Annotated in this window: 22 protein-coding genes and 2 pseudogenes; 5 read left to right on the plus strand and 19 right to left on the minus strand. The window is 76.7% G+C overall.

Going from position 1 to position 26,315, the window contains the following annotated elements; all coding sequences use genetic code 11:
* Positions 1-39 precede the first annotated feature (39 nt).
* The 12 genes and pseudogenes from mmsB to WDV85_RS10800 all read right to left on the minus strand — a co-directional run bounded on the left by mmsB (position 40) and on the right by WDV85_RS10800 (position 14,990).
* Positions 40-1,308 (minus strand): multiple monosaccharide ABC transporter permease, encoded by a 1,269-nt coding sequence (mmsB, locus tag WDV85_RS10745; protein ID WP_339570594.1) that lies wholly within the window; start codon positions 1,306-1,308, stop codon positions 40-42.
* Complete coding sequence (gene mmsA, locus WDV85_RS10750; RefSeq protein ID WP_339570595.1) at positions 1,305-2,843, minus strand: multiple monosaccharide ABC transporter ATP-binding protein; 1,539 nt, start codon at positions 2,841-2,843, stop codon at positions 1,305-1,307. Before mmsA ends, mmsB begins: the two co-directional genes overlap by 4 nt.
* Positions 2,844-2,975: 132 nt before the next feature.
* Positions 2,976-4,124 carry a multiple monosaccharide ABC transporter substrate-binding protein gene (gene chvE, locus WDV85_RS10755; protein WP_339570596.1) on the minus strand — a complete coding sequence of 383 codons (1,149 nt, stop codon included), beginning with the start codon at positions 4,122-4,124 and terminating at the stop codon, positions 2,976-2,978.
* A 108-nt stretch (positions 4,125-4,232) separates the two neighbouring features.
* Positions 4,233-5,075: an isoprenyl transferase gene (locus WDV85_RS10760; protein ID WP_339570597.1), complete on the minus strand. Its 843-nt coding sequence runs from the start codon at positions 5,073-5,075 to the stop codon at positions 4,233-4,235.
* Between the two features lie 182 nt (positions 5,076-5,257).
* A pseudogene (recO, locus tag WDV85_RS10765) lies at positions 5,258-5,998 on the minus strand (DNA repair protein RecO); the annotation flags it as partial.
* A 124-nt stretch (positions 5,999-6,122) separates the two neighbouring features.
* Complete coding sequence (locus WDV85_RS10770) at positions 6,123-7,775, minus strand: GGDEF domain-containing protein (protein WP_339570599.1); 1,653 nt, start codon at positions 7,773-7,775, stop codon at positions 6,123-6,125.
* A gap of 298 nt (positions 7,776-8,073) precedes the next feature.
* On the minus strand, positions 8,074-9,798 hold the full coding sequence (leuA, locus tag WDV85_RS10775) for a 2-isopropylmalate synthase (protein WP_339570600.1): 1,725 nt from the start codon (positions 9,796-9,798) through the stop codon (positions 8,074-8,076).
* Positions 9,799-9,993: 195 nt separating this feature from the next.
* Positions 9,994-11,775: an ABC transporter ATP-binding protein gene (locus WDV85_RS10780; protein ID WP_339570601.1), complete on the minus strand. Its 1,782-nt coding sequence runs from the start codon at positions 11,773-11,775 to the stop codon at positions 9,994-9,996.
* A gap of 54 nt (positions 11,776-11,829) precedes the next feature.
* Positions 11,830-12,765, minus strand: a complete 936-nt coding sequence (era, locus tag WDV85_RS10785; protein ID WP_445263299.1) for a GTPase Era — start codon at positions 12,763-12,765, stop codon at positions 11,830-11,832.
* Positions 12,766-12,860: 95 nt separating this feature from the next.
* Positions 12,861-13,316, minus strand: coding sequence for an rRNA maturation RNase YbeY (gene ybeY / locus WDV85_RS10790; RefSeq protein ID WP_339570603.1), 456 nt, complete (start codon positions 13,314-13,316; stop codon positions 12,861-12,863).
* A complete protein-coding gene (locus tag WDV85_RS10795) occupies positions 13,313-14,443 on the minus strand; it encodes a PhoH family protein (protein ID WP_339570604.1) in 1,131 nt (376 codons plus the stop codon). The genes ybeY and WDV85_RS10795 overlap by 4 nt, the downstream gene beginning before the upstream one ends.
* A gap of 124 nt (positions 14,444-14,567) precedes the next feature.
* Positions 14,568-14,990, minus strand: coding sequence for an HIT domain-containing protein (locus WDV85_RS10800; protein WP_339570605.1), 423 nt, complete (start codon positions 14,988-14,990; stop codon positions 14,568-14,570).
* A gap of 60 nt (positions 14,991-15,050) precedes the next feature.
* On the opposite strand from WDV85_RS10800, the gene WDV85_RS10805 reads away from it, so the two are divergent.
* The gene (locus WDV85_RS10805; protein WP_339570606.1) at positions 15,051-16,028 is read left to right on the plus strand and encodes a Gmad2 immunoglobulin-like domain-containing protein; all 978 of its coding nucleotides are present in this window, start codon (positions 15,051-15,053) and stop codon (positions 16,026-16,028) included.
* 68 nt (positions 16,029-16,096) lie between these two features.
* Here the strand turns inward: WDV85_RS10805 and dnaJ are convergent, their stop codons facing one another.
* The 3 genes from dnaJ to WDV85_RS10820 form a co-directional block, all read right to left on the minus strand.
* Positions 16,097-17,215, minus strand: a complete 1,119-nt coding sequence (gene dnaJ, locus WDV85_RS10810) for a molecular chaperone DnaJ (protein WP_339570607.1) — start codon at positions 17,213-17,215, stop codon at positions 16,097-16,099.
* Between the two features lie 111 nt (positions 17,216-17,326).
* Positions 17,327-18,358: a heat-inducible transcriptional repressor HrcA gene (hrcA, locus tag WDV85_RS10815; RefSeq protein ID WP_298805978.1), complete on the minus strand. Its 1,032-nt coding sequence runs from the start codon at positions 18,356-18,358 to the stop codon at positions 17,327-17,329.
* Positions 18,359-18,547: 189 nt separating this feature from the next.
* Positions 18,548-19,570 carry a TIGR03557 family F420-dependent LLM class oxidoreductase gene (locus WDV85_RS10820; RefSeq protein WP_339570608.1) on the minus strand — a complete coding sequence of 341 codons (1,023 nt, stop codon included), beginning with the start codon at positions 19,568-19,570 and terminating at the stop codon, positions 18,548-18,550.
* 179 nt (positions 19,571-19,749) lie between these two features.
* On the opposite strand from WDV85_RS10820, the gene WDV85_RS10825 reads away from it, so the two are divergent.
* Both WDV85_RS10825 and WDV85_RS10830 read left to right on the plus strand, forming a co-directional pair.
* Entirely contained in the window at positions 19,750-20,679 is a 930-nt protein-coding gene (locus tag WDV85_RS10825; protein WP_339570609.1) for a DUF3097 domain-containing protein, read from the plus strand.
* 327 nt (positions 20,680-21,006) lie between these two features.
* Entirely contained in the window at positions 21,007-21,627 is a 621-nt protein-coding gene (locus WDV85_RS10830) for a DUF4870 domain-containing protein (protein ID WP_339570610.1), read from the plus strand.
* 51 nt (positions 21,628-21,678) lie between these two features.
* Here the strand turns inward: WDV85_RS10830 and hemW are convergent, their stop codons facing one another.
* Entirely contained in the window at positions 21,679-22,923 is a 1,245-nt protein-coding gene (gene hemW, locus WDV85_RS10835; RefSeq protein ID WP_339570611.1) for a radical SAM family heme chaperone HemW, read from the minus strand.
* A gap of 151 nt (positions 22,924-23,074) precedes the next feature.
* On the opposite strand from hemW, the gene WDV85_RS10840 reads away from it, so the two are divergent.
* Both WDV85_RS10840 and WDV85_RS10845 read left to right on the plus strand, forming a co-directional pair.
* Positions 23,075-23,707 carry a GNAT family N-acetyltransferase gene (locus WDV85_RS10840; protein ID WP_339570612.1) on the plus strand — a complete coding sequence of 211 codons (633 nt, stop codon included), beginning with the start codon at positions 23,075-23,077 and terminating at the stop codon, positions 23,705-23,707.
* A 92-nt stretch (positions 23,708-23,799) separates the two neighbouring features.
* Complete coding sequence (locus WDV85_RS10845) at positions 23,800-24,453, plus strand: hypothetical protein (RefSeq protein ID WP_339570613.1); 654 nt, start codon at positions 23,800-23,802, stop codon at positions 24,451-24,453.
* Between the two features lie 52 nt (positions 24,454-24,505).
* On the opposite strand, the gene WDV85_RS10850 is transcribed toward WDV85_RS10845, so the two are convergent.
* From WDV85_RS10850 to WDV85_RS17145, 3 genes and pseudogenes are all read right to left on the minus strand, one after another.
* Positions 24,506-25,186, minus strand: coding sequence for an MOSC domain-containing protein (locus WDV85_RS10850; RefSeq protein ID WP_339570614.1), 681 nt, complete (start codon positions 25,184-25,186; stop codon positions 24,506-24,508).
* A 49-nt stretch (positions 25,187-25,235) separates the two neighbouring features.
* Positions 25,236-25,715 (minus strand): HNH endonuclease signature motif containing protein, encoded by a 480-nt coding sequence (locus WDV85_RS10855; RefSeq protein WP_339570615.1) that lies wholly within the window; start codon positions 25,713-25,715, stop codon positions 25,236-25,238.
* 88 nt (positions 25,716-25,803) lie between these two features.
* Positions 25,804-26,301 (minus strand): annotated as a pseudogene (locus tag WDV85_RS17145) (DUF222 domain-containing protein); the annotation flags it as partial.
* Positions 26,302-26,315 lie beyond the last annotated feature (14 nt).

Below are 26,315 nucleotides of genomic sequence, written 5' to 3' on the forward strand. Positions count from 1 at the left end.
CGGGGCGGTCACGCGCCCGCCCCGCCCCGCCCGCCGGGACTACCGGCTCACGCCCGCCCGGCGCTTCGTGTAGACGTCGAAGGCCACCGCGGCGAGGAGCACGAGGCCGCGGACGACCGACTGGGTCGGCTGCTCGATGCCGAGCAGCTGCATGCCGTTGCTCATCACGGCCATGATGAGGCCGCCGACCATCGCCCCGACGACGGTGCCGACGCCGCCGGTGACGGCGGCCCCGCCGATGAAGGCGGCGGCGATGGCGTCGAGCTCGAACATGTTGCCCGCGCCGGGCTGCGCGCCGTTGGAGCGCGAGGAGTAGATGACGCCGGCCACGCCGGACAGGAACCCCATGTTGACGAACACCCAGAAGTTGATGTTGCGGGTGTTCACCCCCGAGAGGCGGGCGGCGCTGAGGTTGCCGCCGAGGGCGTACACCTGGCGCCCGAAGACGGTGTTCCTCGTCACCAGCGCGTACACGATGACGAGGACGGCCAGGATGACGAGGACGACGGGCAGCCCCCGGCTCGTCGCGATGCGCCAGGCGAAGGCCATGGTCACGGCGGCGACGAGGACGAGCTTGAGCACGAAGGCGGCCAGCGGCTCGACGTCCTGGCCGTACCCGCGGCGCGTGCGGCGCGAGACGGTCGCGGAGACGGCGTAGCCGGCGACGCCGAGGCCGAAGACGAGCAGCGTGAAGGCGTCGTAGCCGTAGCCGCCGAGCAGGCCGTTGATGAAGCCGCTCGCGATGACCGAGTAGCCGTCCGGGAAGGGCGAGAGCGAGACGTTGTCGAGGACCTGCAGCGTCAGCCCCCGGAAGAGGAGCATGCCGGCGAGCGTGACGATGAAGGCGGGGATGCCCATGTAGGCCACCCAGAACCCGTGCCAGGCCCCGACGGCGATGCCGACGGCGAGCGCGGCGGCGACGCCCACGGGCCAGGGCATGCCGCCCTGGATGACGAGGACGCCCGACACCGCGCCCGTCAGGGCCACGACGGAGCCCACGGACAGGTCGATGTGCCCGGCGATGATGACGATGACCATGCCGATGGCGAGCACGAGGATGTAGCTGTACTGTAGGACGAGGTTCGTCACGTTCGTGCTGCTGAGCAGCACCCCGTCCGTCAGCACCGCGAAGAGGACGACGATCGCGACCAGCGCGAGGAAGATGCCGCTCTGGCGGAGGTTCCCGACGAGGTGGCCCAGCTGGCGCAGGCGCCCGCCGGGAGGGCCGGAGGCACCGCCCTGCTGCCCCGTGGGCGTGCCCGCGTCGGGCTCGGCGGTGCCCGGCTCGGGCGCGGTGGTGTGGGTCATCGGACGGCGTCCCTCTCCTGGGTCATGAGCTGCATGAGCTCCTCCTGGCTGGCGTCCCGCGCGGGGAGCTCGCCCGTGGTCCGGCCCTCGGCCAGCGTGTAGATGCGGTCGCAGACGCCGAGCAGCTCGGGCAGCTCGGACGAGATGACGACCACGGCCTTGCCCGCGGCCACGAGCCTGTTGATGATCGTGTAGATCTCGACCTTGGCGCCGACGTCGATGCCCCGCGTGGGCTCGTCGAGGATGAGGACGTCCGGGTCGGTGTAGACCCACTTGGAGAGCACGACCTTCTGCTGGTTGCCCCCGGACAGCCCGCCGACGACCGAGGTGACGCCCGGCGCCTTGATGCGCATGCTGCGCCGGCTCTCCTCCGCGACGCGCACCTCCTCGTGCTCGTTGACCCAGCCGCCGCGCGAGAGCTTGCGCAGGCCCGCGGCCGAGACGTTGCGGCGGATGTCCTCGATGAGGTTCAGGCCGAAGGTCTTGCGGTCCTCGGTGGCGTAGGCGATCCGGTGCCCGATGGCCTCCTTGACGCTGCGCGCCTGCACCTCCCGGCCGTGGACGAAGAGGCGCCCGGCCACGTAGCGCCCGTAGGAGCGCCCGAACACGCTCATGGCCAGCTCCGTGCGGCCCGCGCCCATGAGGCCGGCGATGCCGACGACCTCGCCGGCGCGCACCGAGAAGGAGGCGTCGTCGACGACGAGGCGGTCCTGCACGGGATGGCGCACCGTCCAGCCCTCGACCCGCAGGACCTCCTCGCCGGGCGAGCTCGTCCTCTCCGGGAAGCGGTCGCCGAGCTCGCGCCCGACCATCCCGCGGATGATGCGCTCCTGGCTCACCTCCCCCGCGCGCATGTCGAGCGTCTCGACCGTGCGGCCGTCGCGGATGATGGTCGTGGCGTCGGCGACCGAGGTGATCTCGCCGAGCTTGTGGCTGATGATGATGCAGGTGATGCCCTGCTCGCGGAGCTGGCGCAGGAGGCCGAGCAGGTGCTCGGAGTCGACCTCGTTGAGGGCGGCCGTCGGCTCGTCGAGGATGAGCAGGCGCACGTCCTTCGACAGCGCCTTGGCGATCTCCACGAGCTGCTGCTTGCCGACCCCGAGCTGGCCGACGGGCGTCTGGGGGTTCTCCCGCAGGCCCACCCGGCGCAGCAGCTCGCCCGCCGCGGCGTCGGTGCGGTGCCAGTCGACGACGCCGGGCCCGCGCCGGCGCTCGTTGCCGAGGAAGATGTTCTCCGCCACCGACAGGGTCGGCACCAGCGCCAGCTCCTGGTGGATGATGACGACGCCGTGCTGCTCGCTGTCGCGGATGCCGGTGAAGCGCTGCGGCTCGCCGTCGAGGTGGATCTCGCCGTCGTAGCTGCCGGCGGGGTAGACCCCGGACAGCACCTTCATGAGGGTGCTCTTGCCCGCGCCGTTCTCCCCGCAGATGGCGTGGATGTGCCCGCGGCGGACCGCCAGGGACACGTCCTCCAGGGCCTTGACCCCGGGGAACGTCTTGGTGATGGACCGCATCTCGAGGATGTTCTCGCTCATACCGCCTCTTGCTGGCCGTCCGCGAGCGGCCGGCGTCGGCGCTGCGCGGGGGGTCTGCCGCCCGAGGGCGACCGGAGGGCCCGGCGGCCGGGTGGCCGCCGGGCCGGGTCGGGCGGCCGGCGCCGCACCGGGTCAGGAGGCCTGGCCGGCCTCCACCTCCTCCGCGGTGTAGTAGCCCGAGTCGACGAGCAGCGGCTGGATGTCGTCGGCGTAGACGACGTCGGAGTCCAGCAGGTAGGAGGGGACGACCTTCACGCCGTTGTCGTAGGTCTCGGTGTCGTTCGCCTCGGGCTCCTCGCCCGCCAGGAACGCCTCCGTGGTGACGACCGCCTGGTCCGCCAGCTTGCGCGTGTCCTTGAAGATCGTGGAGTCCTGCACCCCGTCGGCGATGAGCTTCACGGAGGCGATCTCCGCGTCCTGGCCGGTGATGGCCGGCATGGGGTTGTCGGCGCCGCCGTAGCCGCGGTTCTGCAGCGCCGTGATGATGCCGCGGGAGATGCCGTCGTACGGGGACAGCACCCCGTCCACCCGCGTGCCCCCGGCGTAGGAGGACGTCAGCAGGTCCTCCATCCGGCGCTGGGCCGTCCCCTGGTCCCAGCGCAGCGTGGCCGCCTGCTCGATCCCCGTCTGCCCGGAGGGGACGACGAGGGTGCCGTCGTCGAGGTAGGGCTGCAGCGTGTCGATGGCGCCGTCCCAGAAGAACTGCGCGTTGTTGTCGTCGAGGGACCCGGCGAAGAGCTCGACGTTGAAGGGGCCCTCTGCCTGGCCCGGCGACCCGTCCTCGTTGAGGACGCCCAGGCCCGTGAGCAGGGCCGTGCCCTGCTGCACCCCGACGTTGTAGTTGTCGAAGGTGACGTAGAAGTCGACGTTCTCGCTGTCCCGGATGAGGCGGTCGTAGCTGATGACGGGGATGCCAGCCGCTGCAGCCGCGTCGAGCTGGCCGCTCAGCGCCGTCCCGTCGATCGCCGCGATGACGAGCGCGTCCGCTCCCTGGGTGATCATCTGGTCGACCTGCTGCTGCTGCGTGGGGATGTCGTCCCCGGCGAACTGCACGTCGACCTGGTACCCGGCCTCCTCGAGGCCGGCCTGCACGGCCGCCCCGTCGGCGATCCAGCGCTCGGAGGTCTGCGTCGGCATGGCGACCCCGATGACGAGGTCCTCCGGCGCCTCGCTGGCCGCCGCGCCGCCGCCGCCCCCGCCGGCTCCCTCGCCGCCGCACCCGCTGAGCCCCAGGACGAGGGCTGCTGCGGCAGCCGTGGCGATGGTCCTGCTCCTGGACATGGTCCTCCTCGAGATGTCCTGTCCCCGCCACCGTGCTGGACGGCCGGCGCACCGCCGTGGTGCGCCCTCGTGGACGCCGTGGAGTGTGAACGCTCACACTCCGAGGAGTCAAGGCGTCCGTCCGCCCGAGGGCCGGTCGGTCGGGTCACCCGCCCGGTCCACGGCCCCCCCGTAGCGGCGCTCGCGGCCGGAGTAGAGCAGGACGGCGTCCCAGAGCGTGCGGCGGTCCACGTCGGGCCAGAGCACGTCGAGGAAGACCATCTCGGCGTAGGCCGACTGCCACAGCAGGAAGTTCGACGTCCGCTGCTCGCCCGAGGTCCGCAGGAAGAGGTCGACGTCGGGCAGGTCGGGCTCGTCGAGGTGGCGGGCGAGGACGCGCTCGTCGACCCGCTCGGGGTCGAGGCGGCCGGCCGCGACCTCGCGGGCGACGGCGCGGGCGGCGTCGGCGATCTCGGCCCGCCCGCCGTAGTTGACGCACATCGTCAGCTGCAGGCGGTCGCAGCCCGCGGTCACGCGCTCGGCCTCCTCGAGCTCGCTGACGACGGTGCGCCACAGGCGCGGACGGCGCCCGGCCCAGCGCACGCGGACGCCCCAGGACGCCATCTGGTCGCGGCGGCGACGCAGGACGTCGCGGTTGAAGCCCATGAGGAAGCGCACCTCCTCGGGCGAGCGCTTCCAGTTCTCGGTGGAGAAGGCGTAGACGGAGACGTACTCGACGCCGATCTGCAGCGCTCCGGCGACGAGGTCGAGCAGCGCCGCCTCGCCGGCCTCGTGGCCGGCCGTGCGGGGCAGCCCGCGCTGGTTCGCCCAGCGCCCGTTGCCGTCCATGACGACGGCGACGTGGCGCGGCACGGCCTCGCGCGGCAGGTCGGGCGGCTGCGCGCCGCTCGGGTGCGGCGGCGGGTCGACGGGCGCGGGGAGCACCACGTCGGCGCCCCGGCGGCGCCTCACGGGGCGCTCCCGGCGGCCGCGGCCTGCGCCGACCGCACGACCTCGGCGGCCCGGGCGGGCGACGGCTGCGGCGGCAGGCGGTCGAGCAGGGGCGCGACCGCGGCCAGCTCCGCGGGCTCCGTGACGTCCTGAGGACGGCCGTCGGCCTGGCCGGCGTCGGGGGCGGGCGCCGCCTCGGGGGTGCGGTCCACGAGGGGCAGCGAGCGGATCCCGCGCTCGAGGTGCCACTGCAGGTAGGCCGCCGCCAGGCCGCTGGCCTCGCGGCGGTCCCGCTCCGTGCTCGCGACGGCGCCGTCCCAGTCCCCCGCGAGAAGCGCCCCGAGCAGCTGGAGCGACTCCGGGGCCGGCGCCGCGGCGCCCGGCGGGCGGCAGGAGCGGCACACCGCTCCCCCGGCGGCGACGGCGAACCCGCGGTGCGGGCCGGGCTCGCCGCACCGGGCGCAGGCGTCGAAGCTGGCGCCCCAGCCGGCCACGGCCATGGACCGCACGATGAAGGCGTCGAGCACGAGCCCCGGCGGGCGGCGGACCGGCGCGTGCGGCGGGCCCACGAGCGCCCGCAGGCCGCCGACGAGGAGCAGGAACTGCTGGGTGGCGGGCTCGCGCTCCTCCGGCGTCAGCCGCTCCGCCGTCTCGAGCATGGCCGCCGCGGCGGTGTAGCGGGGGTAGTCGTCGGCGACGGCGCGGGCGTAGGGCGCGAGCGTCAGCACCTGCGTGACGACGTCGAGACTGCGCCCGCGGTGCAGCTGGACGTCGGCGAGCATGCACGGCTCCAGCCGGGCGCCGAAGCGGCTGGTCGTGCGGCGCACGCCCTTGGCCACCGCCCGCACGCGCCCCGAGGTGCGCGTGAGCAGGGTGATGACGCGGTCGGCCTCGCCGATCTTCTGCGTGCGCAGGACGACGGCCTCGTCGCGGTACAGCTTCACGGGCGGGTCACCACACCCCCATGGTGCCCCCGGCGGCGCCGCACGCCCGCAGCGCCCCGCCGTCCGCCGACGACGGACCGCCGCCCGTCCGCGAGCACCACCCGCCGTCCGGCCGCGGCGGCCCTCAGGGCCCCGTCCGCGGCGCGTCGTCCGTCGACGCGGTGGGCGGGGGCAGGCGCACGCCGCGGGGCCCGGGCAGCTCGCCGCGCTCGGGCGCCGGCGCGCCGCCCGGGGCGGCCACGACGATGCGGTCGCGGCCGCCGCGCTTGGCCGCGTAGAGGGCCGAGTCGGCGGAGGACAGGGCCGAGGCCACGGCCGCGCCCGCCTCGACGCCGACGGAGACGGTGACGCGCAGCCCCGGGGCCACCTGCTCCCAGTCGTGGGCCCGCACGGCCTCGAGGACGCGGCGGGCGATGACCTCGGCGACCGCCGGGTCGTCGACGACGAGGACGACGAACTCGTCGCCGCCGTAGCGCACGACGAGCTCGGAGGAGCGGCACGCCGTCACGAGCATCTCCGCGACGCGCACGAGCACCCGGTCGCCGGCGTCGTGCGAGAAGCGGTCGTTGACGTCCTTGAAGTGGTCGACGTCGACGAACACCGCGCCGAGGAGCTCCGGCGCCGTCTCGAGCACCTCGAGCAGCGCGCGGCGGTTGCCCAGCCCGGTGAGCGGGTCGGTGAGGGCGGCGCGGTGGACGCCGTCGCGCTCGTCCTCGAGCTGGCGCACGCGGCGGCGCGAGACGAGCTCGGCGGCGCGGCCGGCGCTGTCGCGGCGCAGCCGGCGCAGCAGCCCCTGCACGTGCTCCCGGTAGCGGCGCACCGCCGGGTGGTCGCCGTGCTCGACGACGTCGAGGTCCGCGAGCGCCTCGACGGCCGCCCAGCGCCACACGTCCCGCCGGCTGCGCCGCCCCAGCTCCACGGCGCGCTCGAGCAGCGGTCGGGCGGCGGCCGTGTCGCCGCGGCGCAGCAGGGCCCGGCCGCGGACGACGAGGGCGACGAGCCGGTCGGTCCCGGCGGGGCTGAGGACGTCGAGCACCCCCGGGTCGCCGACGAGCGACCAGGCGGCGTCGTCGTCGCCGAAGGACTGCAGCGCCAGCGCGAGGTAGACGTCGGCGCGGACGACGGCGTGGGCGTCCCCCGCCTGCTCCGCGGCGCGGCGCAGGCCGAGGGCCCGCTCGGCGACCGCGAGGTGGTGGCGGCCGGCCTCGGCGTGCTCGCCCAGCAGGGCGGCCACCGCGGCCCAGGCGGCGCGCAGCGCGCAGGCCTCCTCGAGGACGAACTCGCGGTACGGCTCGCGGGGGTCGAGGAGGTCGAGGAAGACCTCCTCGGCCGAGCCGTGGAGGCTCAGCGCCTCCAGGGTGATGGCGAGGGCCATGCGGGCCGAGAGGCGGTTGTAGCCGCCCGGCCCGGCGTCGACGAGGTCGAGGCCCTCGGCGACGTGGTCCAGCGCCGTCGAGGTGCTCCCGAGCACGGCGCTGGCCTCGGCGAGCAGGGCGAGCGCCTTCGCCCTCCACAGCGGGTCGTCCGCCGCCAGGACGAGCAGCTCCTGGGACTGGGCGACCACCTCGGCGTACCGGCCGAGCTCGCGCAGGCTGACGCCGCGCGAGTAGCAGAGGAAGCGCTCGGTGGCGAGGTCGCCCGCCGCCCGCACGAGCGGCAGGGCGTGGTCGCACGCGCGCACGGCGGCGGCCGGGTCGCCGTCGGCGTAGAGCTGGTGCGCGCGGTCGCTGATGAGGTCGAAGGGACCGAACACGTCAGCGACGACCAGCTGGCCCACGCCACCTCCTCCGCCCGCCGCGGGGGCGCGAGGCCCCCGGCGCGGCCCCACGACCGCTCGCGTCCTGCATCGACGCCCCGTCAACACTAGGTGAGCGGTCCGACGACGTGGCCGCTGCTCCGTCACCCGTCGTGGTCAGCGGTCCCGCGACGAGGAGCGTCGGCGACGGGCCCGGTGAGGGCGGAGGACCGGGGACGCGGGGCCGTGCGGACGGGTCTCCTCCGCACGGCCCCGCGCTCCCGGTCGACGGCCCCGGCGGAGGGTCGCCGGCCGTGGCGGGCCGACGCGGGCCCCGGGCTCAGAGCGCGCGGTTGACCGCCGAGAGCACCGCGCGCAGCGACGCGACGACGGTGTTGGCGTCGATCCCGACGCCCCACAGCACCCGGTCGCCGACCTCGCACTCGACGAAGGCGGCGGCGCGGGCGTCGCCGCCCTCGGACAGGGCGTGCTCGGCGTAGTCGAGGACCCGGACGCCGACGCCGTCCGCGCGCAGCGCCTCGACGAGGGCGTCGATGGGGCCGTTGCCGAGGCCCTCGAGGACGCGCGGCTCGCCGCGGTCGGTGACGTCGACCGACAGGCGGGCGGCGCCGTCGACCTCGCTCTGCTGGCGCATCCCGCGCAGGGCGTAGCGGCCCCAGGCCCTGCCGGGGTCGCCGGCCGGCAGGTAGGCGTGCTCGAAGATCTCCCAGAGGCGGGCGGCGTCCACCTCCCCGCCGGAGGCGTCGGTCTGCGCCTGCACGATGCCCGAGAGCTCGATCTGCAGGCGGCGGGGCAGGTCGAGCTGGTGCTCGGTCTTCATGAGGTAGGCGACGCCGCCCTTGCCGGACTGGCTGTTGACCCGGACGACCGCCTCGTAGGAGCGCCCGACGTCCTTGGGGTCGACCGGCAGGTACGGCACCGCCCAGGTGAGCTCGCGGACGTCGACGCCCTCGGCGGCGGCGCGGCGCGCCATGGCGTCGAACCCCTTCTTGATGGCGTCCTGGTGCGAGCCGGAGAACGCCGTGTAGACGAGGTCGCCGCCGTACGGGTGGCGCTCCGGGACGGGCAGCTGGTTGCAGTACTCGACCGTGCGCCGCACCTCGTCGACGTCCGAGAAGTCGATCATCGCGTCGACACCCTGCGTGACGAGGTTCATGCCGAGGGTGACCAGGCACACGTTGCCGGTGCGCTCGCCGTTGCCGAAGAGGCAGCCCTCGACGCGGTCGGCCCCGGCCAGCAGGCCCAGCTCGGCCGCCGCGACGGCGGTGCCGCGGTCGTTGTGCGGGTGCAGGGACAGGATGACGCCCTGGCGGGGCACGAGGTGGCGGCCCATCCACTCGATCGCGTCGGCGTAGACGTTGGGCGAGGCCATCTCGACCGTGGCGGGCAGGTTGATGATGACCGGCCGTTCGGCGGAGGCCTCGAAGACGGCGAGCACCTCGTTGCAGACCCGCGCCGCGTACTCCAGCTCGGTGCCGGTGAAGGACTCCGGCGAGTACTCGTAGGTGATCTGCGTCCCCGGGACGGTCTCCTCGAGCTTGCGGCACAGCCGCGCGCCCTGCAGGGCGATGTCGAGGACGCCGTCCTCGTCGAGGCCGAAGACGACCTCGCGCTGGAGGACGGAGGTGGAGTTGTAGAGGTGGACGATGGCGCGCGGCGCGCCCGCGATGGCCTCGTAGGTGCGCTCGACGAGGTGGTCGCGCGCCTGGGTGAGCACCTGGATCGTCACGTCGTCGGGGATGAGGTCGCCCTCGACGAGCTGGCGCACGAAGTCGAAGTCGGCCTGGCTCGCCGAGGGGAAGCCGACCTCGATCTCCTTGTAGCCCATCCGCACGAGCAGCTGGAACATGCGCAGCTTGCGCGCCGGGCTCATGGGGTCGATGAGCGCCTGGTTGCCGTCGCGCAGGTCGACGGCGCACCACTGCGGGGCCCGCTCGAGCCGCTTCGTGGGCCACGTGCGGTCGGGCAGCTCGACGCGGATCTGCTCGTGGAACGGGCGGTACCGGGAGACCGGCATGGCGGAGGGCTTCTGGGTGTCGCGCATCTCGTCCTCGTCTGGGGGCGGTGGCTGGGGCCGGACCGGGCGGTCCGGGCGTCGTCACCGGCGGCGGCTGCGGCGTGCGCAGGACTCCGCGACGAGGGGGCCGATGACTAGAGGCCCTCGCCGCGGCAGCCGAGGAGGAGGCTCGCGCGCACGGGGGAACGGTAGCGCGCCCCGGCCCCGGCGGGCGCGCGCCGGTCAGACGAGCAGCTGCGTCGCCGCGAGCTCCCGGTAGAGCGGGGTGGTCGCCAGCAGCTCGTCGTGGGTGCCGGCGCCGACGACGCGGCCGCCGTCGAGGACGACGATCTGGTCGGAGCCGACGACGGTCGAGAGCCGGTGGGCGACGACGAGGAGCGTCGTGCGCTCGGCGACGGCGTCGAGCGCGTCCTGCAGGGCCCGCTCGTTGCGGGCGTCCAGGCTCGCCGTCGGCTCGTCGAGCAGGAGGAGCTCGGGGCGGGCGAGCAGCGAGCGGCAGATGGCCAGCCGCTGCCGCTCCCCGCCGGAGAGCAGGACCCCGCCCTCCCCGACCTGCGCGTCCAGGCCGGCGGCGTCGCGGCCGGCGACGCCGGAGAGCCCGACGGCGGCGAGCACGCCGGCGAGCTCGTCCTCGCCCGCCCCCGGCGCGGCGAGCAGGAGGTTCTCGCGGAGCGTGCCCGCCAGCACCGGCGCCTCCTGCTCGACGTAGCCGAGCCGGGCCCGCAGGGCGGCGCGCGGCAGCTCGCGGACGTCGACGCCGTCCACGAGCACCGCTCCCCCGGTGACGTCGGAGAAGCGCTCCACGAGGGACAGCAGCGTGGACTTGCCCGCCCCCGAGGGACCGACGAGCGCCGTCCGCGAGCCGCGCGGGACGACGAGGTCGACGCCCTGGAGGACGGGCGCCCCACCGGGGTAGGCGAAGGAGGCGCCGCGCAGCTCGAGCAGCGGCGCCCCCGGGCGCCCGGGCGGCGCCGGCGCCGTCGCCGGCCCCGGGTCCTCCTCCGGCAGGGCGAGGACCTCCTCGATGCGGGTGAGCGCCCCCAGCCCCAGCTGGAGCTGGGCGAAGGCCGAGACGAGCTGCCCGAGCGGCATGACGAGCAGGAAGAGGAAAAGGATGAAGGAGACGAGCTCGGCGACCGTGAGCGCCCCGCTCGCCACGCGGTAGCCGCCCACGCCGAGGACGGCGATGAAGGAGCCCTGCACCGCGACGCCCACCACCGGGGACACGACGGCGCCCGTGCGCGCGGCGCGCACCCCGGCGTCGTAGGCCGCGCGGGCGCTGACGCCCACGGCGTCGACCTCGCGGTCGGTGGCGCCGCTGGCGCGGATGGTCCGCACGGCGGACAGGGCGCGCTCGACGGCCGAGCTCATCTCCCCGACGCGCTGCTGGGAGGCCAGGGCGAGCGCCCGCAGGCGCCGGGCGACCGAGATCGCCGCGGTCATGCCGACGGCCACGGCCGTCAGCGTGACGGCGAGCAGGACGACGTCCACGACCGCCATGGCCACGACGGCGCCGACCACGACGACGACCGAGCTGACGACCTCGACGAGCCCGGACGTGACGACCGCGCGCAGCAGCGTCGTGTCCGAGCCGACGCGCGAGACGAGGTCGCCCGTGCGCCGCTGGTCGAGCTCCGCGAGAGGCAGGCGCAGCACCCGTCCGACGAGGCTGCGCCGCGTCGACAGGACGACGCCCTCGGCGGTCCGCTGGAGGAGGTACTGCTGCACGGCCCCGAGCAGGGAGGCCACCAGCAGGACGACGACGAGGGCCGCCGCGAAGACGGCCACCGGCCGGCCCGCCTCGACGGCGGCGATGAGGCCGCCCACGAGCAGGGGCTGCGCCAGCGAGGCCCCGGCGCCGACGAGGGACACGAGCGCGACGACCACCAGCACGCGGCGGTGGTCGCGCAGGTACGGCAGGAGCGTCCGCAGGCCCACCCTCGGCTCGGGCGGTGCGCCGTCCCCACCCGTCCCCCGCGGGGCCCGCCCCGCACGCTGCGCCATGCGAGCACGGTAGGCGGGGTGCCGAGGCGCCCCGGCACCCGCCGGCGCCGGGGCCTAGAAGCCCAGGCGCTGCAGCTTGCGCGGGTCGCGCTGCCAGTCCTTGGCGACCTTGACCCGCAGGTCGAGGAAGACCGGGACGCCGAGCAGCGCCTCGATGCCAGCGCGCGCCTGCGTGCCGACCTCGCGCAGCCGGGAGCCGCCCTTGCCGATGACGATGCCCTTCTGGGAGTCGCGCTCGACGAAGAGCTGCACGTGGACGTCGAGCATCCCGTCGGCGCGCTCGCCGCCGTCCGCCGCGGGCCGCGGGCCCATCTCCTCGACGACGACGGCGAGGCTGTGCGGCAGCTCGTCGCGCACGCCCTCGAGGGCGGCCTCGCGCACGAGCTCGGCGACCATGACGGCCTCCGGCTCGTCGGTGAGCTCGCCGTCGGGGTACATCGGCGGGCCCTCGGGCAGGTGGCCGAGGAGGACCTCCTCGACGACGTCGACCTGCTGGCCCCCGGTGGCGGAGACGGGCACGACGTCGGCCCCGGGCAGGAGCTCGGCGACCTCCACGAGGTGCTGGGCGAGCCGGTCGCGGGTCACGAGGTCGGTCTTGGTGACGACGGCGACGACGGGGGTGCCGCGCCGGCCCTCGGCCAGCGGCTGCAGCTGCGCGGCGATCCAGCGGTCCCCCGGACCCACCGGCTGGTCGGCGGGCAGGCAAAACCCGACGACGTCGACCTCGGCGAGCGTCGCCAGGACGAGGTCGTTGAGCCGCTGCCCCAGCAGCGTGCGGGGCCGGTGCAGCCCGGGGGTGTCCACGAGCACCAGCTGCGCCTGCGGCCGGTGGAGGACGCCGCGGACGGTGTGCCGCGTCGTCTGCGGGCGGCTGGAGGTGATGGCGACCTTCGTGCCGACGAGCGCGTTGGTCAGCGTCGACTTGCCCGCGTTCGGGCGACCCACGAAGCAGGCGAAGCCGCTGCGGTAGCCCTCGGGGACGACCGGCAGCGAGGAGCCGGTGGCGACGGCCGAGGCCGGGACGCCGGGCGGCGGGACGTCGTCGTCGTCGAGGTCGTCCGGGTCGTGGTCGGGCGGTCGGGGGCTCACCGGCGCTGCCCGAGGAACTCGAGGAGCAGCTGGCGCTGGAGGGCGAACATGGCGCGCTCCTCCTCCGGCTCGGCGTGGTCGTAGCCCAGCAGGTGCAGGACCCCGTGCGTCGTCAGCAGGAGCAGCTCGTCGGCCGTCGAGTGCCCGGCGGCCCGCGCCTGGCGGGCGGCGACGTCGGGGCACAGCACGACGTCGCCGAGCAGGCCCGGAGGGCTCGGCTCGGCGTCGGTGCCCGGCCGGAGCTCGTCCATGGGGAAGGACAGGACGTCGGTCGGCCCCTCCTCGCCCATGTGCTGGACGTGCAGGGCCGACATCGCCTCCTCGTCGACGACGAGGACGGACAGCTCCGCGCGCGGGTGCACGTGCAGGGCGTCGAGGACGTGGCGCGCGAGGTCGGCGAGCTCGCGCTCGTCGACGGCGTGCGCCGTCTCGTTGGCGACCTCGACGCTCACGCGCCCGCGTCCTCGGCGGCCGGCGCGGTCGACTCCCGTGGCGCGCTGCGGGCGGGCGCCGACCGGCGCGGGCCCCGCACGTCGCGGCGCTGGCCGTCGGGCGCGGTGGCGCCCCGGCGCGCGTCCCACCGCCCGTAGGCCTCGACGATGTCGCTGACGAGCTTGTGGCGGACGACGTCGCCGGCCTCGAGGCGGGCGAAGGCGACCCCGTCGACGCCGTCGAGGATCTCCTGCACGACGCGCAGGCCCGACTCGGTGCCGCTCGGGAGGTCGACCTGCGTGACGTCGCCGGTGACGACCATCTTCGAGCCGAAGCCCAGGCGCGTGAGGAACATCTTCATCTGCTCGGCCGAGGTGTTCTGCGCCTCGTCGAGGATGATGAACGCGTCGTTGAGGGTGCGCCCGCGCATGTAGGCGAGCGGCGCCACCTCGATCGTGCCCGCGGCCAGCAGCCGCGGCACCTGCTCGGGGTCGAGCATGTCGCCCAGGGCGTCGTACAGCGGCCGCAGGTAGGGGTCGATCTTCTCGGTGAGCGTGCCCGGCAGGAAGCCGAGCCGCTCCCCCGCCTCGACCGCCGGGCGCGTGAGGACGATGCGCGTGACCTGCTTGGCCTGCAGCGCCTGCACGGCCTTGGCCATGGCGAGGTAGGTCTTGCCCGTGCCGGCGGGGCCGATGCCGAAGACGACCGTCTGCTCCTCGATGGCGTCGACGTACCGCTTCTGCCCCAGGGTCTTGGGGCGGATGGTGCGTCCGCGCGAGGAGAGCACGTCCAGCGTGAGGACGTCGGCGGGCCGCTCGCTCGTGGCCCGCCGCAGCATCGCGACCGACCGCTCGACGGCGTCGGGGCTCAGCACCTGGCCGGCGGCGATGACGGCGGAGAGCTCGTCGACGAGGCGCTCGAGCAGCGCCACCTCGGGCGCCGGCCCGGAGGCGGTGATCTCGTCGCCGCGCACGTGCACGTCGAGCTCGGGGAACGAGCGCTCGACGACGCGCAGCAGCTGGTCCCCGCTGCCGAGCAGCGACAGCATCGGCACCTCGGGCGGCACGACGACGGTGTGGCGGGTCCGCCCCGTCTCGGGGCGCGCGCCGCCGGGGCGGCGGGGGGAGGTCTCGTGGGGCTGCGTCATGGGCGGGCCGGGGCCCAGGGCTCCTCGCGCTCGCGCACCACCGGGCCGGGCGCGCTCGTCGGGGAAAGGGTAGCCCGCGGCTGCCGGGCCGACCGGGGTGGCGCCGCCCCGCGGGGCGAGCCGCTCAGAGCGACCCGGCGAGCTCCCCGCCCGGGGCGGCGAGGACGTGGCCGTGCGCGTGGTGGACGGTCTGCCCCGCGGACGCCCCCGTGTTGAAGACGAGGCGGTGCTCGCCCGCCGCGGCGCCGCCGTCGGCGGCCACCCGGGCGCCCGTGGCGACGAGGTCCGCGAGGACGCCGGGAGCCTCCGCCGCCAGCGCGACGACGTCCGGGTGGTGGTCGCGCGGCACGACGAGGACGTGCAGCGGGGCCTGGGGGGCGAGGTCGCGGAAGGCGACGACGGCGTCGGTGCTCGCGACCAGCTCGGCCGGCACCTCCCCGGCGACGATGCCGCAGAAGACGCAGCCGTCCTGCCGCCGGGGCGAGGCCCCGGAGGACGTCACCCCCGCTGGGCCGTCCGGGTCGGGGGCCTGCTCCGTCCGGGTCATGCCCCGGACTGTAGGCCCGGAGGGCTGGGCCGTGACGGCGCCCGGCCGATGCCCCAGGGCATGACGACGAGACGCGACCCCCGCCGCACCGCGCCGACGCCTCGCCCCTCCCGCCGCGGGAGCACCCGCCGGCATCCGGCCGCCCTCCGCGCCCGCCGCGCCGCGCCGGCGGGGGCGGGCGCGGCCGCCGTCCTCGCGCTGGTCGTGGCCGCCGGCGGCGCCGCCGGCGGCCGCGGCGCCGAGCAGGCGCCCTCGTCGCTCCCTGTGGCGCTGGCCGGGTCCGAGGGGGCCACCGGCGACGGCACCACCGGCGACGGCGCCACCGGCGACGGCGCCGCGGCCGCCGGCACGGCGACCGTCAGCGCCCTGCCGACCGCCGGGCCGGCCGACGGCGGGGCCCGCGAGGCCGTGGCGGGTGACGCGGCCGCCGCTGCCCCGGGCACCGGCGCCCCCGGCAGCGGTCCGGTCGCCGACGGTCCGGTCGCCGGGGTCGACGGGCGCCCCCTCGCGTCGGCGTCGGACAGGCTCGGCCCGGGCGAGGGCTCGACGGACCGCGCGACGCCGGCGCGCGCGCAGCAGGTCTCCGGGGTCGCCGACGTCCCCGTCGTCGCCGGGCTCCCCGCACCCGCCCCCGCGCAGGCGGCGAGCGGCGTCCCGACCCCTCAGCCGCAGGCCTCGGCCGTCGGCGTGGCGGCCGAGACCACGGCCTCGGCCCCCCGCGTCGCGCTCTCCGGCCCCGCGGAAGGGGCCGCGCTGCCCGCCGGCTGCACCGTGCACCTCGTCGGGACCGCCACGAGCGCCGCCGAGGCGACGGTCGTCTGGCAGGTGCGCACGGGGACCCGGACCGTCCTGCAGGGCTCGTCCGTCGTCGCGGGCGCGGACGGCACGGCCGCGGCCCTCGGCGCGCAGGGCTCGTGGGAGGCCTTCGTCGACCTGCCCGCCGGCAGCTACACGGTCCGCGTCGAGATCCCCGACGACTCCGACGGCGAGGGCGGAGGCATGCCCGCGGTGGAGCGGAGCTTCACGGTCGGGGCCTGACGGGCGCCCGCCGCACGCCCGCTGCCCTGACCGTCCGACCCGGCGCCCCGCAGGGGGCGCCGGGTGCGTCACCGCCCCGAGATGAGGTCCCGCAGACGGCCGAACACCCCGCCGCCGGCGCTCGTCAGGCGGCCCTCGGCCGCCTCCTCGCCCCGCATCTCGGCGAGCTGGCGCAGCAGCTCCTCCTGGCGCTCGTCGAGCCGGGTCGGGGTCTGCACGTCCACGTGGACGAGCAGGTCGCCGCGGCCGCCGCCGCGCAGGTGCCCGACGCCGAGACCCCGCAGCGTGTGCACCTCGCCCGACTGGGTGCCCGCGCGCACGTCCACGGACTGCGAGCCGTCGAGGGTGTCGACGGACAGGGTCGTGCCCAGCGCGGCCGCGGTCATCGGCACCTGGACCGTGCAGTGCAGGTCGTCGCCGCGACGGGTGAAGGTCTCGTGGTCGCGCTCGACGACCTCGACGAAGAGGTCGCCGGGCGGGCCCCCGCCGAAGCCGACCTCGCTCTGGCCGGCCAGCTGGATGCGGGTCCCGGTGCTGACGCCCGGGGGGATGCGGACCGTGAGGGTGCGCCGCTCCTGCACGCGCCCCTCCCCGGCGCACTCCGGGCACGGGTTCGGGATGGTCGTGCCGAAGCCGCCGCAGTTCGGGCACGGCGCGGTCGTCATGACCTGGCCGAGGAAGCTGCGCACCTGGCGCTGCACCTGGCCGCGGCCGCCGCAGACCTCGCACGTGCGCGGCGAGGTGCCGGGCTGGCAGCACGACCCCTGGCACGTGGAGCAGACGACGGCCGTGTCGACCTGGAGCTCGCGGTCGGCGCCGAAGACGGCGTCGCGCAGGTCGACCTCGACGCGCACCAGCGCGTCCTGGCCCCGGCGGGCCCGCGAGGCCGGGCCCCGACCGCCGCCCCCGGCCGCGCCGCCGAAGAAGGTCTCGAAGATGTCGCTGAAGCCGAAGCCCCCGCCCGCTCCCCCGCCGCCGAAGCCGCCGAGGCTCTCGCCGCGGTCGTAGGCGCGGCGCTTCTCGGGGTTGGACAGCACGTCGTAGGCCGCGGACACGTCCTTGAAGCGGTCGGCCTCGCCGGGGTTGACGTCCGGGTGCAGCTTGCGCGCCAGCTTCCGGTACGCCTTCTTGATGTCCTCGGTGGAGGCGTCGCGCGGGACGCCGAGGGCCTCGTAGTGGTCGCTCACCAGGGGTGCTCGCTCCTGTCGGGGTCAGGTCCGTGGGTCGGGACGGCGGCCGCCGGCGCTCGGGCCGGGGACGCACGGGCGGGCGGGGCCACCGGGCGCCCGCCCGCCGGGTCAGCTGCCGATGATGCGGGACACGTAGCGGGCCACCGCCCGGACGGCGGCCATGGTCGTCGGGTAGTCCATGCGCGTGGGGCCGAGGACGCCGAGGTGGGCGACCACCTGGCCGCCCGAGCCGTAGCCGCTCGTCACCACCGAGGCGTCGAGGAGCCGGTCGTGCTCGAGCTCGCGCCCGATGCGGACGGACACGCCGCCCGCGGCCGCCGCGGCGTCGTCGGCCATCTCCCCGAGCAGCCGCAGGAGGACGACCTGCTCCTCGATGGCCTCGAGGACCGGCGAGATGGACTGGGGGAAGTCGGTGCCCGCGCGCGCGAGGTTCGCCGTGCCCGCGAGGACGACGCGCTCCTCGCGCTCGGCGGACAGCGAGTCCTCGAGCGCCCGCAGGACAGCGCGCACGACGTCGCGGTCCTCCGGGCGGAAGCGCTCGGGCAGGGCCGGGAGGCGGGCGACGACGTCGGAGAGCCGGGCGCCCGCGGACGCCTCGCCGAGGCGCGTGCGCATCTCGGCGACGAGGGTCTCGGGCACCTCGTGCCCGACCTCGACCGTGCGCTGCTCGACCCGCCCGGAGTCGGTGATGAGGACGAGCAGCAGGCGCGGGCCGCCGAGCGGCACCAGCTCCACGTGGCGGACGGTCGCCCGGCTGAGGGACGGGTACTGGACGACGGCGACCTGGCGCGTGAGCTGGGCGAGCGCCCGCACGGTCCGCGTGAGGACGTCGTCGAGGTCCGTCGCGTCGTCCAGGAGGGTCGAGATGGCCCGCCGCTCCGCCGGGGACAGCGGCTTCACCGTGGAGAGCCGGTCGACGAAGGCGCGGTAGCCCTTGTCCGTGGGGACGCGGCCGGCGCTCGTGTGCGGCTGGGCGATGTAGCCCTCCTCCTCGAGGACGGCCATGTCGTTGCGGATGGTGGCGGGCGAGACCCCGAGGCTGTGGCGCTCGACGAGGACCTTGGAGCCGACCGGCTCCCGGGTCGCGACGTAGTCCTCGACGATGGCCCGCAGGACCGCCAGCCGCCGCTCGTCGCTCACCCGTGCACCTCCGCCCTCGTCCGCCCGCCGCGGCTGCGCGCCGCCGGGCCGGCGCGGCTCGCCCCGCGCCTGGCACTCCTCGGTCGTGAGTGCCAAGCCTACGCCCGCGCGGCGGGCGGCCCGGCACGGCGCCCGGGAGGCGCCGCGCCGGGCCGGACCGCGAGGGTCGCGGAGGACGCGGGGGCCGGCTCAGCCGCGGACGGCGCCGAGCACGCGGTCGGCGAGCCCCGGGCCCTGCGCGTCCTCGCTCGGCGTGAGAGCGCGCAGCGGCTCGGCCAGCTCGCGCCGGAAGAAGTCCATGAAGCCGTCGGGGTCCGGCCCCGCGTTCATGGTGACGACGTGGTCGAAGCCGGCGTCGACGAACTGCTGGGCCACCTCGAGGTGGCGGGCGACGTCGGGCCCGCAGGCGAACTGCTGCTGGATCTGCTCGAGGGTGACGCTCTGGGTCGCGGCGTCGAAGTTGACGGGGTTCGGCAGCTCGGACATGACCTTCCAGCCCGTCAGCGCCCACCGCGTCTTCTCCCAGACCGCCTGCGCGGCGCTCTCGGCGTCGGGCGCCCAGGCCAGCGGCACCTCGGCGTAGGCGGGCCCCTCGCCCCCGAGGCGCTTCCACGTGGCGACCATGTCGCCCTTCGGCTCCGTGGCGAACAGGCCGTCGCCCAGCTCGGCGGCGATGCGCGCGGACGCCGGGCCGCTGGCCGCGACGGCGACGGCGGGCAGCTCGTCGGGCAGGTCGAAGACGCGGGCGTCCTCCAGCTGCAGGTGCTTGCCCTCGTAGGAGCGGTACCCGCCCTGCCAGAGCAGGCGGATGATCTCCAGGGCCTCGCGGAAGCGCTCGTGGCGGCCGCGCACGCTGGGGAAGTGCTGGCCCCCGACGACGTGCTCGTTGAGGCGCTCGCCGGCGCCGACGCCGAGCGTGAAGCGCCCGTCCGAGATGATCTGCATCGTGGCGGCGGCCTGGGCGATGACGGCCGGGTGGTAGCGGACGCTCGGGCACGTCACGCCCGTCGCCAGGCGCAGCGTCGACGTCCTCGCCGCGATGTTGGCGAGCAGCGCCCACGTGAAGCCGCTGTGCCCCTGGGTGTCGAGCCAGGGGTGGAAGTGGTCGCTCATCTCGACGAAGTCGAAGCCGGCCTTCTCGGCCTCCACGGCCTGCCGGACGATCTCCTTCGGGTCGAAGGCCTCGGTCGCGAGCTTGTAGCCGATCTGCATGGTGGTCCTCCGCGGTGGTCCTCTGGGCTGGTCCGGTGGGCGCCCGCGGTGCGGATCCCCCGAGGTCGCGGGGAGGGCGGCGGGGCTGCTCGCGCCTCCACGCTAGGAGCGCCGCCGGGGTGGCGCACGCGGGCGCGGCGCCGCTGCGGCCGCACCCGCGCGGGCTAGCGTCGGTGCGCATGAGCAGCACGACCTCCGGCGCGCGCCCCGGCGACCGGTACGGCTCCGACGTCCTGTCCGGCGACTGGCGGGTCCCCCGCCGCGGGCGCAGCACCGAGCTCGCGGCCGAGCGCGGCCTCGTCGTCGAGGACGCCGAGACGGGGTGGACGGGCGCCGTGGTCCGCGTGGAGAAGGCCGGCGGCACGCACGTCGTCCACCTCGAGGACCGGCGCGGGCGCACGCGGGGGTTCCCGATGGGCCCGGGCTTCCTCGTCGAGGGGCGCCCCGTCCTCCTCGTGCCGCCGCGGCGCGCACCGGGCGGGCTGGCGGGGGGCGGGCCGGGCTCGTCGTCGGCGTCCCCGGGGCTGCGCCCGGGCCGCACGGCCAGCGGCTCCACGGCCGTCGCCGGCCACCGCGCCCGGGTCGCCCGCGGCAGCCGCATCTGGGTCGAGGGCCGCCACGACGCCGAGCTCGTCGAGAAGGTGTGGGGCGACGACCTGCGCGTGGAGGGCGTCGTCGTCGAGCCGCTCGACGGCGTCGACGACCTCGCGGGCGCGCTGGCGGCCTTCGCCCCCGACCCCGGCCGCCGCGTCGGCGTCCTCGTCGACCACCTCGTGGCGGGCAGCAAGGAGACGCGCGTCGTGGACGCGGCGCTCGCCGACCCGCGGTGGCGGGGGCTCGTGCACGTCGTCGGGCACCCCTTCGTGGACGTCTGGGCGGCCGTCCGGCCGGCGTCGCTGGGGCTGCGCGCGTGGCCCGAGGTCCCGCGCGGCACCTCGTGGAAGCACGGCGTGCTCGCCGCGCTCGGGTGGCCGCACGCCGACCAGCGCGACGTCGCCCACGGCTGGAAGCGGATCCTCGGCGCCGTGACGACGATCGCCGACCTCGAGCCGTCCCTGTCGGGCCGCGTCGAGGAGCTCATCGACTTCGTCACCGCCCCCGACGCCTGAGCACCCGGCGCCCTGAGCCCCCCACGACCGAGCCCCCCACGACCGAGCCCCCCACGACCGAGCCCCCCACGACCGAGCCCCCCACGACTGAGCCCCCCACGACCGAGCCCCCCACGACTGAGCCCCCCACGACCGAGCCCCCCACGACCGAGCCCCCCACGACCGAGCCCCCCACGACCGAGCCCCGACGCTCCGGGTGCCTCCGCCGCGCCGGTGGCCGACGCCGCCTCGAGGGGGGCGACCGCGCGCCGGTCGGCCGCGGCGGTCGCCCGACCCCTAGCGTGGGGACCCGGGCGCGACCCGCGCGGCCCGAGTGAGGAGCCTCCGGTGTCCGACCAGCAGCCCCGCGGCGACGAGCCCCGCGCCGAGCAGCCCCCGACCGGGTGGTCGCCCCCGCCGCAGCCGCCGTCGTCCCCGGCGGGGTCCGACGGACCGGGCACCGGGAGCGGTGGCGCCTCCACCGGCCCCCGCGGCGGCGGCGCGCCGCAGGGCGACCCCTTCGCCGGGGGCCCCTACGGCGGCGGCGACCAGCGGACCGCCGGCACCTACGGCTCCGGCTACGGCCAGCAGGCCCCGCGTCCCGCGGGGACGGACGACCTGCGTCCGGCCGACCAGCGGATGTGGGCGACCCTCACGCACGTCGCCGGGATCGTCGTGCCGGTGCTCGGGCCGCTCGTCGCCTTCCTCGTCCTCAAGGACCGTGGCCTCTTCGTGCGGGACCAGACGAAGGAGGCGCTCAACGCGCACATCTCCCTCGCCCTGTACTTCGTGGGGCTCTACATCGCCTTCGGCATCCTCAGCCTCATCACCCTGGGGCTGTTCTCGCCGCTCCTGGCGCTCCCGCCCCTGCTCTGGTTCCCGCTCGTGCTCTTCGGGATCCTCGCCGCCGTCGCGTCCAACCGGGGCGAGCGCTACCGGTACCCGCTCGTGGTCCGCTTCGTGCGCTGACCGCCCCGTCGCGGACGGCCGGGGCACGGGGCCCGGTCGTCCGCGACGCCGTCACCAGCCCAGCAGGCGGCGCACGACGCCGTCGGCGAGCAGGCGCCCGCGGGCGGTGAGCACCACGCGCTCGGGCGAGGTCCCGCCCGCGCCGGGCTCGACGAGGCCGTCCGCGACGACGTCGGCCACCTCCGCGCGGCCCTCCGGCGGGAGCGCCGTCACGGGCAGCCCCTCGGCCAGGCGGACGCCGAGCAGGACGCGCTCGACGAGGCGCGCGTCGTCGTCGAGCACCTCCCGGCCGTGGGCGGGTGAGGCGCCGCGCTGGAGGCGGGCGCTGTAGGCGCCGGGGTGCTTGACGTTCCACCAGCGGACGCCCCCGACGTGGCTGTGGGCGCCGGGCCCCACGCCCCACCAGTCGTCGGCCCGCCAGTAGGACAGGTTGTGGCGGCAGCGGGCGTCGGGCCGCGCGGCCCAGTTGCTCACCTCGTACCAGGCCATGCCGGCCGCGCCGAGCAGCGCGTCGGCGTCCTCGTACTTGGCGGCGAGGTCGTCGGGGTCGGGCGGCGCGATCTCCCCCCGGCGCACCTGCCCGGCCATCTTCGTGCCGGCCTCGACGACGAGCGCGTAGGCGGACACGTGGTCCGGGCGGCAGGCGAGCGCGGCCTCGACGCTGCGCCGCCAGTCGTCGCGGGACTCGCCGGGCGCGCCGTAGATGAGGTCCACGCTCACCTGCAATCCGGCCTCGCGCGCCCATCGGACGACGTCGGGCACCCGTGCCGGGTCGTGGGTGCGGTCGAGCGTCGCGAGCACGTGGGGCACGGCCGACTGCATGCCGAAGGACACGCGGGTCACCCCGCCCGCGGCGAGCTCCGCGAGGGACGCGGGCGTCACGGAGTCGGGGTTGGCCTCGGTCGTCACCTCGGCCCCCGGCGCGAGGCCGTGGACGTCGCGGACGGCCTCGAGCATCCGCAGCAGGTCCCCGGGAGGGAGCAGCGTCGGCGTCCCCCCGCCGACGAAGACCGTCGAGACGGGCCGCGCGGGCAGCCCGGCCGTCGCGAGCACGCGGCCGGACATCTCGACCTCGCGGACGGCCGTGGCGGCGTAGCCCGCGCGGGACGAGCCGCTGCCCGCGCCGCCGAGCTCCTCGGCCGTGTACGTCGTGAAGTCGCAGTAGCCGCAGCGGACCCGGCAGAAGGGCACGTGCAGGTAGAGGGCCAGTGCGCGCTCCGCGGCGCCCACGGCCGCGGAGGGCGGCAGGGCGCCGTCCTCGGGCGCGGGGTCGCCGACGGGCAGGGCGGGGCTCACGCCCCCATGCTCCCCCGCCCCCGGGCGGCCGCCGACCACGGCCCCGGGCGACCACCCGGTCCGCCTCCCGCCGGAGCTGCCGGCCCGCCCCCACCTTCGGCGTCCGGGCGCGGCACCCCGGCGGGCGGGCCCCGGGGCGCAGGATGGGTCGGTGGACCCGACGACGCGACGCCGCCGCGACGACCCCCCGGGACGGCGGGTGCGCCTGCGGGCCCTGGCCCCCGACGACGTCGCCCTGCGCGCGGCGCTGGTGCGGCTCGAGCCGGCACCGCACCAGCTCGGCGCCTCGGCCTCCGCCCGGCAGACGCTGCCGGCCGCCGACGCCGACCCGCGGCGGGCCCCCTTCGCCGTCCTGCTGGACGAGGAGCCCGTCGGCTTCGGCGTCCTGGACCGCGGCGACCTGCTCGCCCAGGTCGTCGACGAGCCCGAGCGCGCCGTCCTGCTGCGCGGCTTCTACCTCGCGGCGTCCGCCCAGGGGCGCGGGCACGGCCGTGCGGCGGCGGCCGAGGTCCCCCGGCTCGCGGCGGCCCTGTGGGGGCCGGCCGCCCGAGGCGGGCCAGCGCTCGTCGTGCTCACGGTCGCCGCGAGCAACGCCGTCGCCCTGCGGGCCTACACGGCGGCGGGCTACGTCGGGACGGGTGTGCAGCAGCGGGTCGAGGGCCAGGAGCCCCAGCACGTGCTCGTCGCGGCGGTGCCGCAGCCTCGCTCGACCGGGTCGGGAGCCCGCCGCGGCGGTCCCGCACCGGCGTCCCGCCCCGGGCCGCCTCCCGCGCTGCACCGATGAGCACGGCCGGCGGCCCGCGCCCCACGAGGGCTCGACGGGCGGGACGCCACCCTCGCGCACGTCCCTGGTGGCGCGTCCGCGCCGGCGTCCTGGTGGCCGGGGCCGTGCTGGCGCTGCTCTCCACCGTCCTCGGGGTGCACCCGACCTCGACCGCCGAGCTCGAGCGGGCCCTGGCGCGCGGCGGCGTCGAGTCCGTCGTCGTACACGGCGACGCGCCGCCGCCGGACATCGGCCAGGAGGCCACGGGCTGGGACCGCTCGGAGGTCCGCTGGCGCGACGGGCTGCTGCGGCGGTCCGCCGAGGTCACGTCGGTCCTGCCTGCCACGCCCGTCGGAGAGCGCTCCGCGGCGCGCGCGGGTGCGGACGGTCGCCTCGTCGTCGGGGACGTCGCCGCCCACCTCCGTGAGCTGGCACCGGGCCTGGAGGTCGAGCGGCGGCCGGCCATCACCACCTGGTGGGCGCTGTGGGGCATCACCGTCCCTGGCTGGCTGGTGCTGGCGGCCGCGGCCACCTGGCTCACCGCCCTCGGGGTGCTGCTCCACGGCCCCCGCCCCTGGCTCCTCTCGCGGTGGGGCTGGGCGTGGGTCGTGCTGCTGCTGCCGTGGGGCCTCGGCGTCGCCGCGATGTGCCTGCTCGCGGGGCCGACACCGCACGTGCCGCGCGGGCGGGGGCTGCGACGTCGCTGGGGCGGGCTGAGGGGGCTGCTGCTGGTGCTCGTGTCGAACGCCGTCCTGCCGGGCCGCTGAGGGCGACGACGCCCCACCCACGAGGCCGCGCACCGGAGGGCGGGCCGGGACGTCAGGCCCGCCCGAGCGCCCGGTCGACGTAGGCCAGCAGGGCCGGGGCGACGCGCAGCGACCCGTCGTCGTGGGCGCCGCGGAGCACCCGCGCGTCCTCCGGCGAGCGCTCGGCGAAGAAGGCGGCCGTCGTGACGCCGTGGCCTGGGCGCGAGAGGACCTCGATCGGGTCGCCGGCCCGCACCTCGCCGGGTACCAGCACCCGCAGGTAGGCACCGGGCCTGCCGCGCTCGGTGAAGCGGCGGACCCACCGCTCCTCCCCGAGGTGGCGGGCGAAGGTCTGGCACGGCGTGCGGGCCATGGTGACCTCGACCTCGAGCCGCTCGCCGACGCGCCAGCGCTCCCCCACCTCGGCGCCGTCCACGTCGACACCGGTCGTGCGGAGGTTCTCCCCGAAGAGCCCCGGCGGCAGGTCGCGCTGCAGGACGCCCGTCCAGTGGTCGGCCTCCTCCTGGGCGTAGGCGTACACGGCCTTGTCCGGGCCGCCGTGGTCCTCGCGGTCGGCCTGGACGTCGCCGCGGAGCCCGAGGCGACCGACGTCGACCGCTCCGTCGAGGGGCCGCTTGTCGATGGCGGTGACGTCACCGCGCGCGCCGTCGAGCTGCAGCTGGTGCACGCGGCAGACGGCCAGCACCCGGCCCGAGGACGGCCCGGGCGTCGAGGGGTCAGGCGCAGGAGGCATGACCGCAGTGAACCAGCGCACGAGCCGACCGGGGCCGGCTCCGGCCCGGTCACGGGTCGCCCCCGCCGACGGGGTCCGGCGGCGGGCCGTCCGAGCGGTCGTCGGCCGCCCCGCCCGGCGACGAGCCCTCCTTGCCGACGGCACAACCCGGTGCGTCGAGACGGTCGGGCGCGTCGGCACCGTCGAGCGCGTCGGCACCGTCGGAGCGGCTGGGGTCGTCGGGGTGGTGCAGCTCGTGGGCGAGGTCTTCCAGGCGTGCCCGCCACGGTGGTGGCGCGCTGGCCGGTGGTGGCTCGCCGGCGCGGGTGATGACGGGGCGCCCGTCGAGGACGTGGGCGACCAGGGCGCCGGTGTGGACCCGGCGGTGGTCGTGCCCGCACACCAGGGCCAGGTTCGACAGGTCCGTCGGTCCACCGTCGGCCCAGTGCACGACGTGATGGGCCTGGGTCCTGCTCACGGGGGCGTCGCAGTCCGGGCCGATGCACCCCCGGTCCCGGATNGGCCAGGTTCGACAGGTCCGTCGGTCCACCGTCGGCCCAGTGCACGACGTGATGGGCCTGGGTCCTGCTCACGGGGGCGTCGCAGTCCGGGCCGATGCACCCCCGGTCCCGGATCGCCAGCGCCCGCCGCTGCGCCGGGGTGACGGTGTACGCGGCCCGGCCGACGTCCAGCGGCTCCGAGCGCGACCCGAGGACCGCGGGGACGACCTCGGCGTCGCACGCCAACCGGCGCACCGCCCCGGCCGACAGCGGGGCGTCGTCGGCCAGCAGGCCCGCCCCGGCCACGGCACCGGCCAGGGCGGACAGGTCCATCGTCACGACCACCCGGGCCCTGGCCCCGCCCTCGGAGGAGACACCGGTGGGGCTGCCCGGCGGGGCGGACAGGGCTTTGTCGGCCAGGGCCACGAGGGCGTCGGCGCGCCGCTGCGCGGCCGAGCGCAGGTCCGGGCCGCCCTCCCCGGACGGCTCGGGGGCGGCCAGCGCTTCGATCGCGGTCATCAGGGTCGCGCCCGCCTCCGGGGCCAACCGGCCCCGCACGTGCCAGGTCCCGTGCAGGTCCGGCGAGCAGTACAGCTCCCGCCGCCGGTGCGCCCGCTCCTCCCGCCGCCCCAGCAGGTCGCTCCCCTCCA

Source organism: Pseudokineococcus sp. 5B2Z-1 (assembly GCF_037482305.1).
Classification (GTDB): Bacteria; Actinomycetota; Actinomycetes; order Actinomycetales; family Quadrisphaeraceae; genus Pseudokineococcus.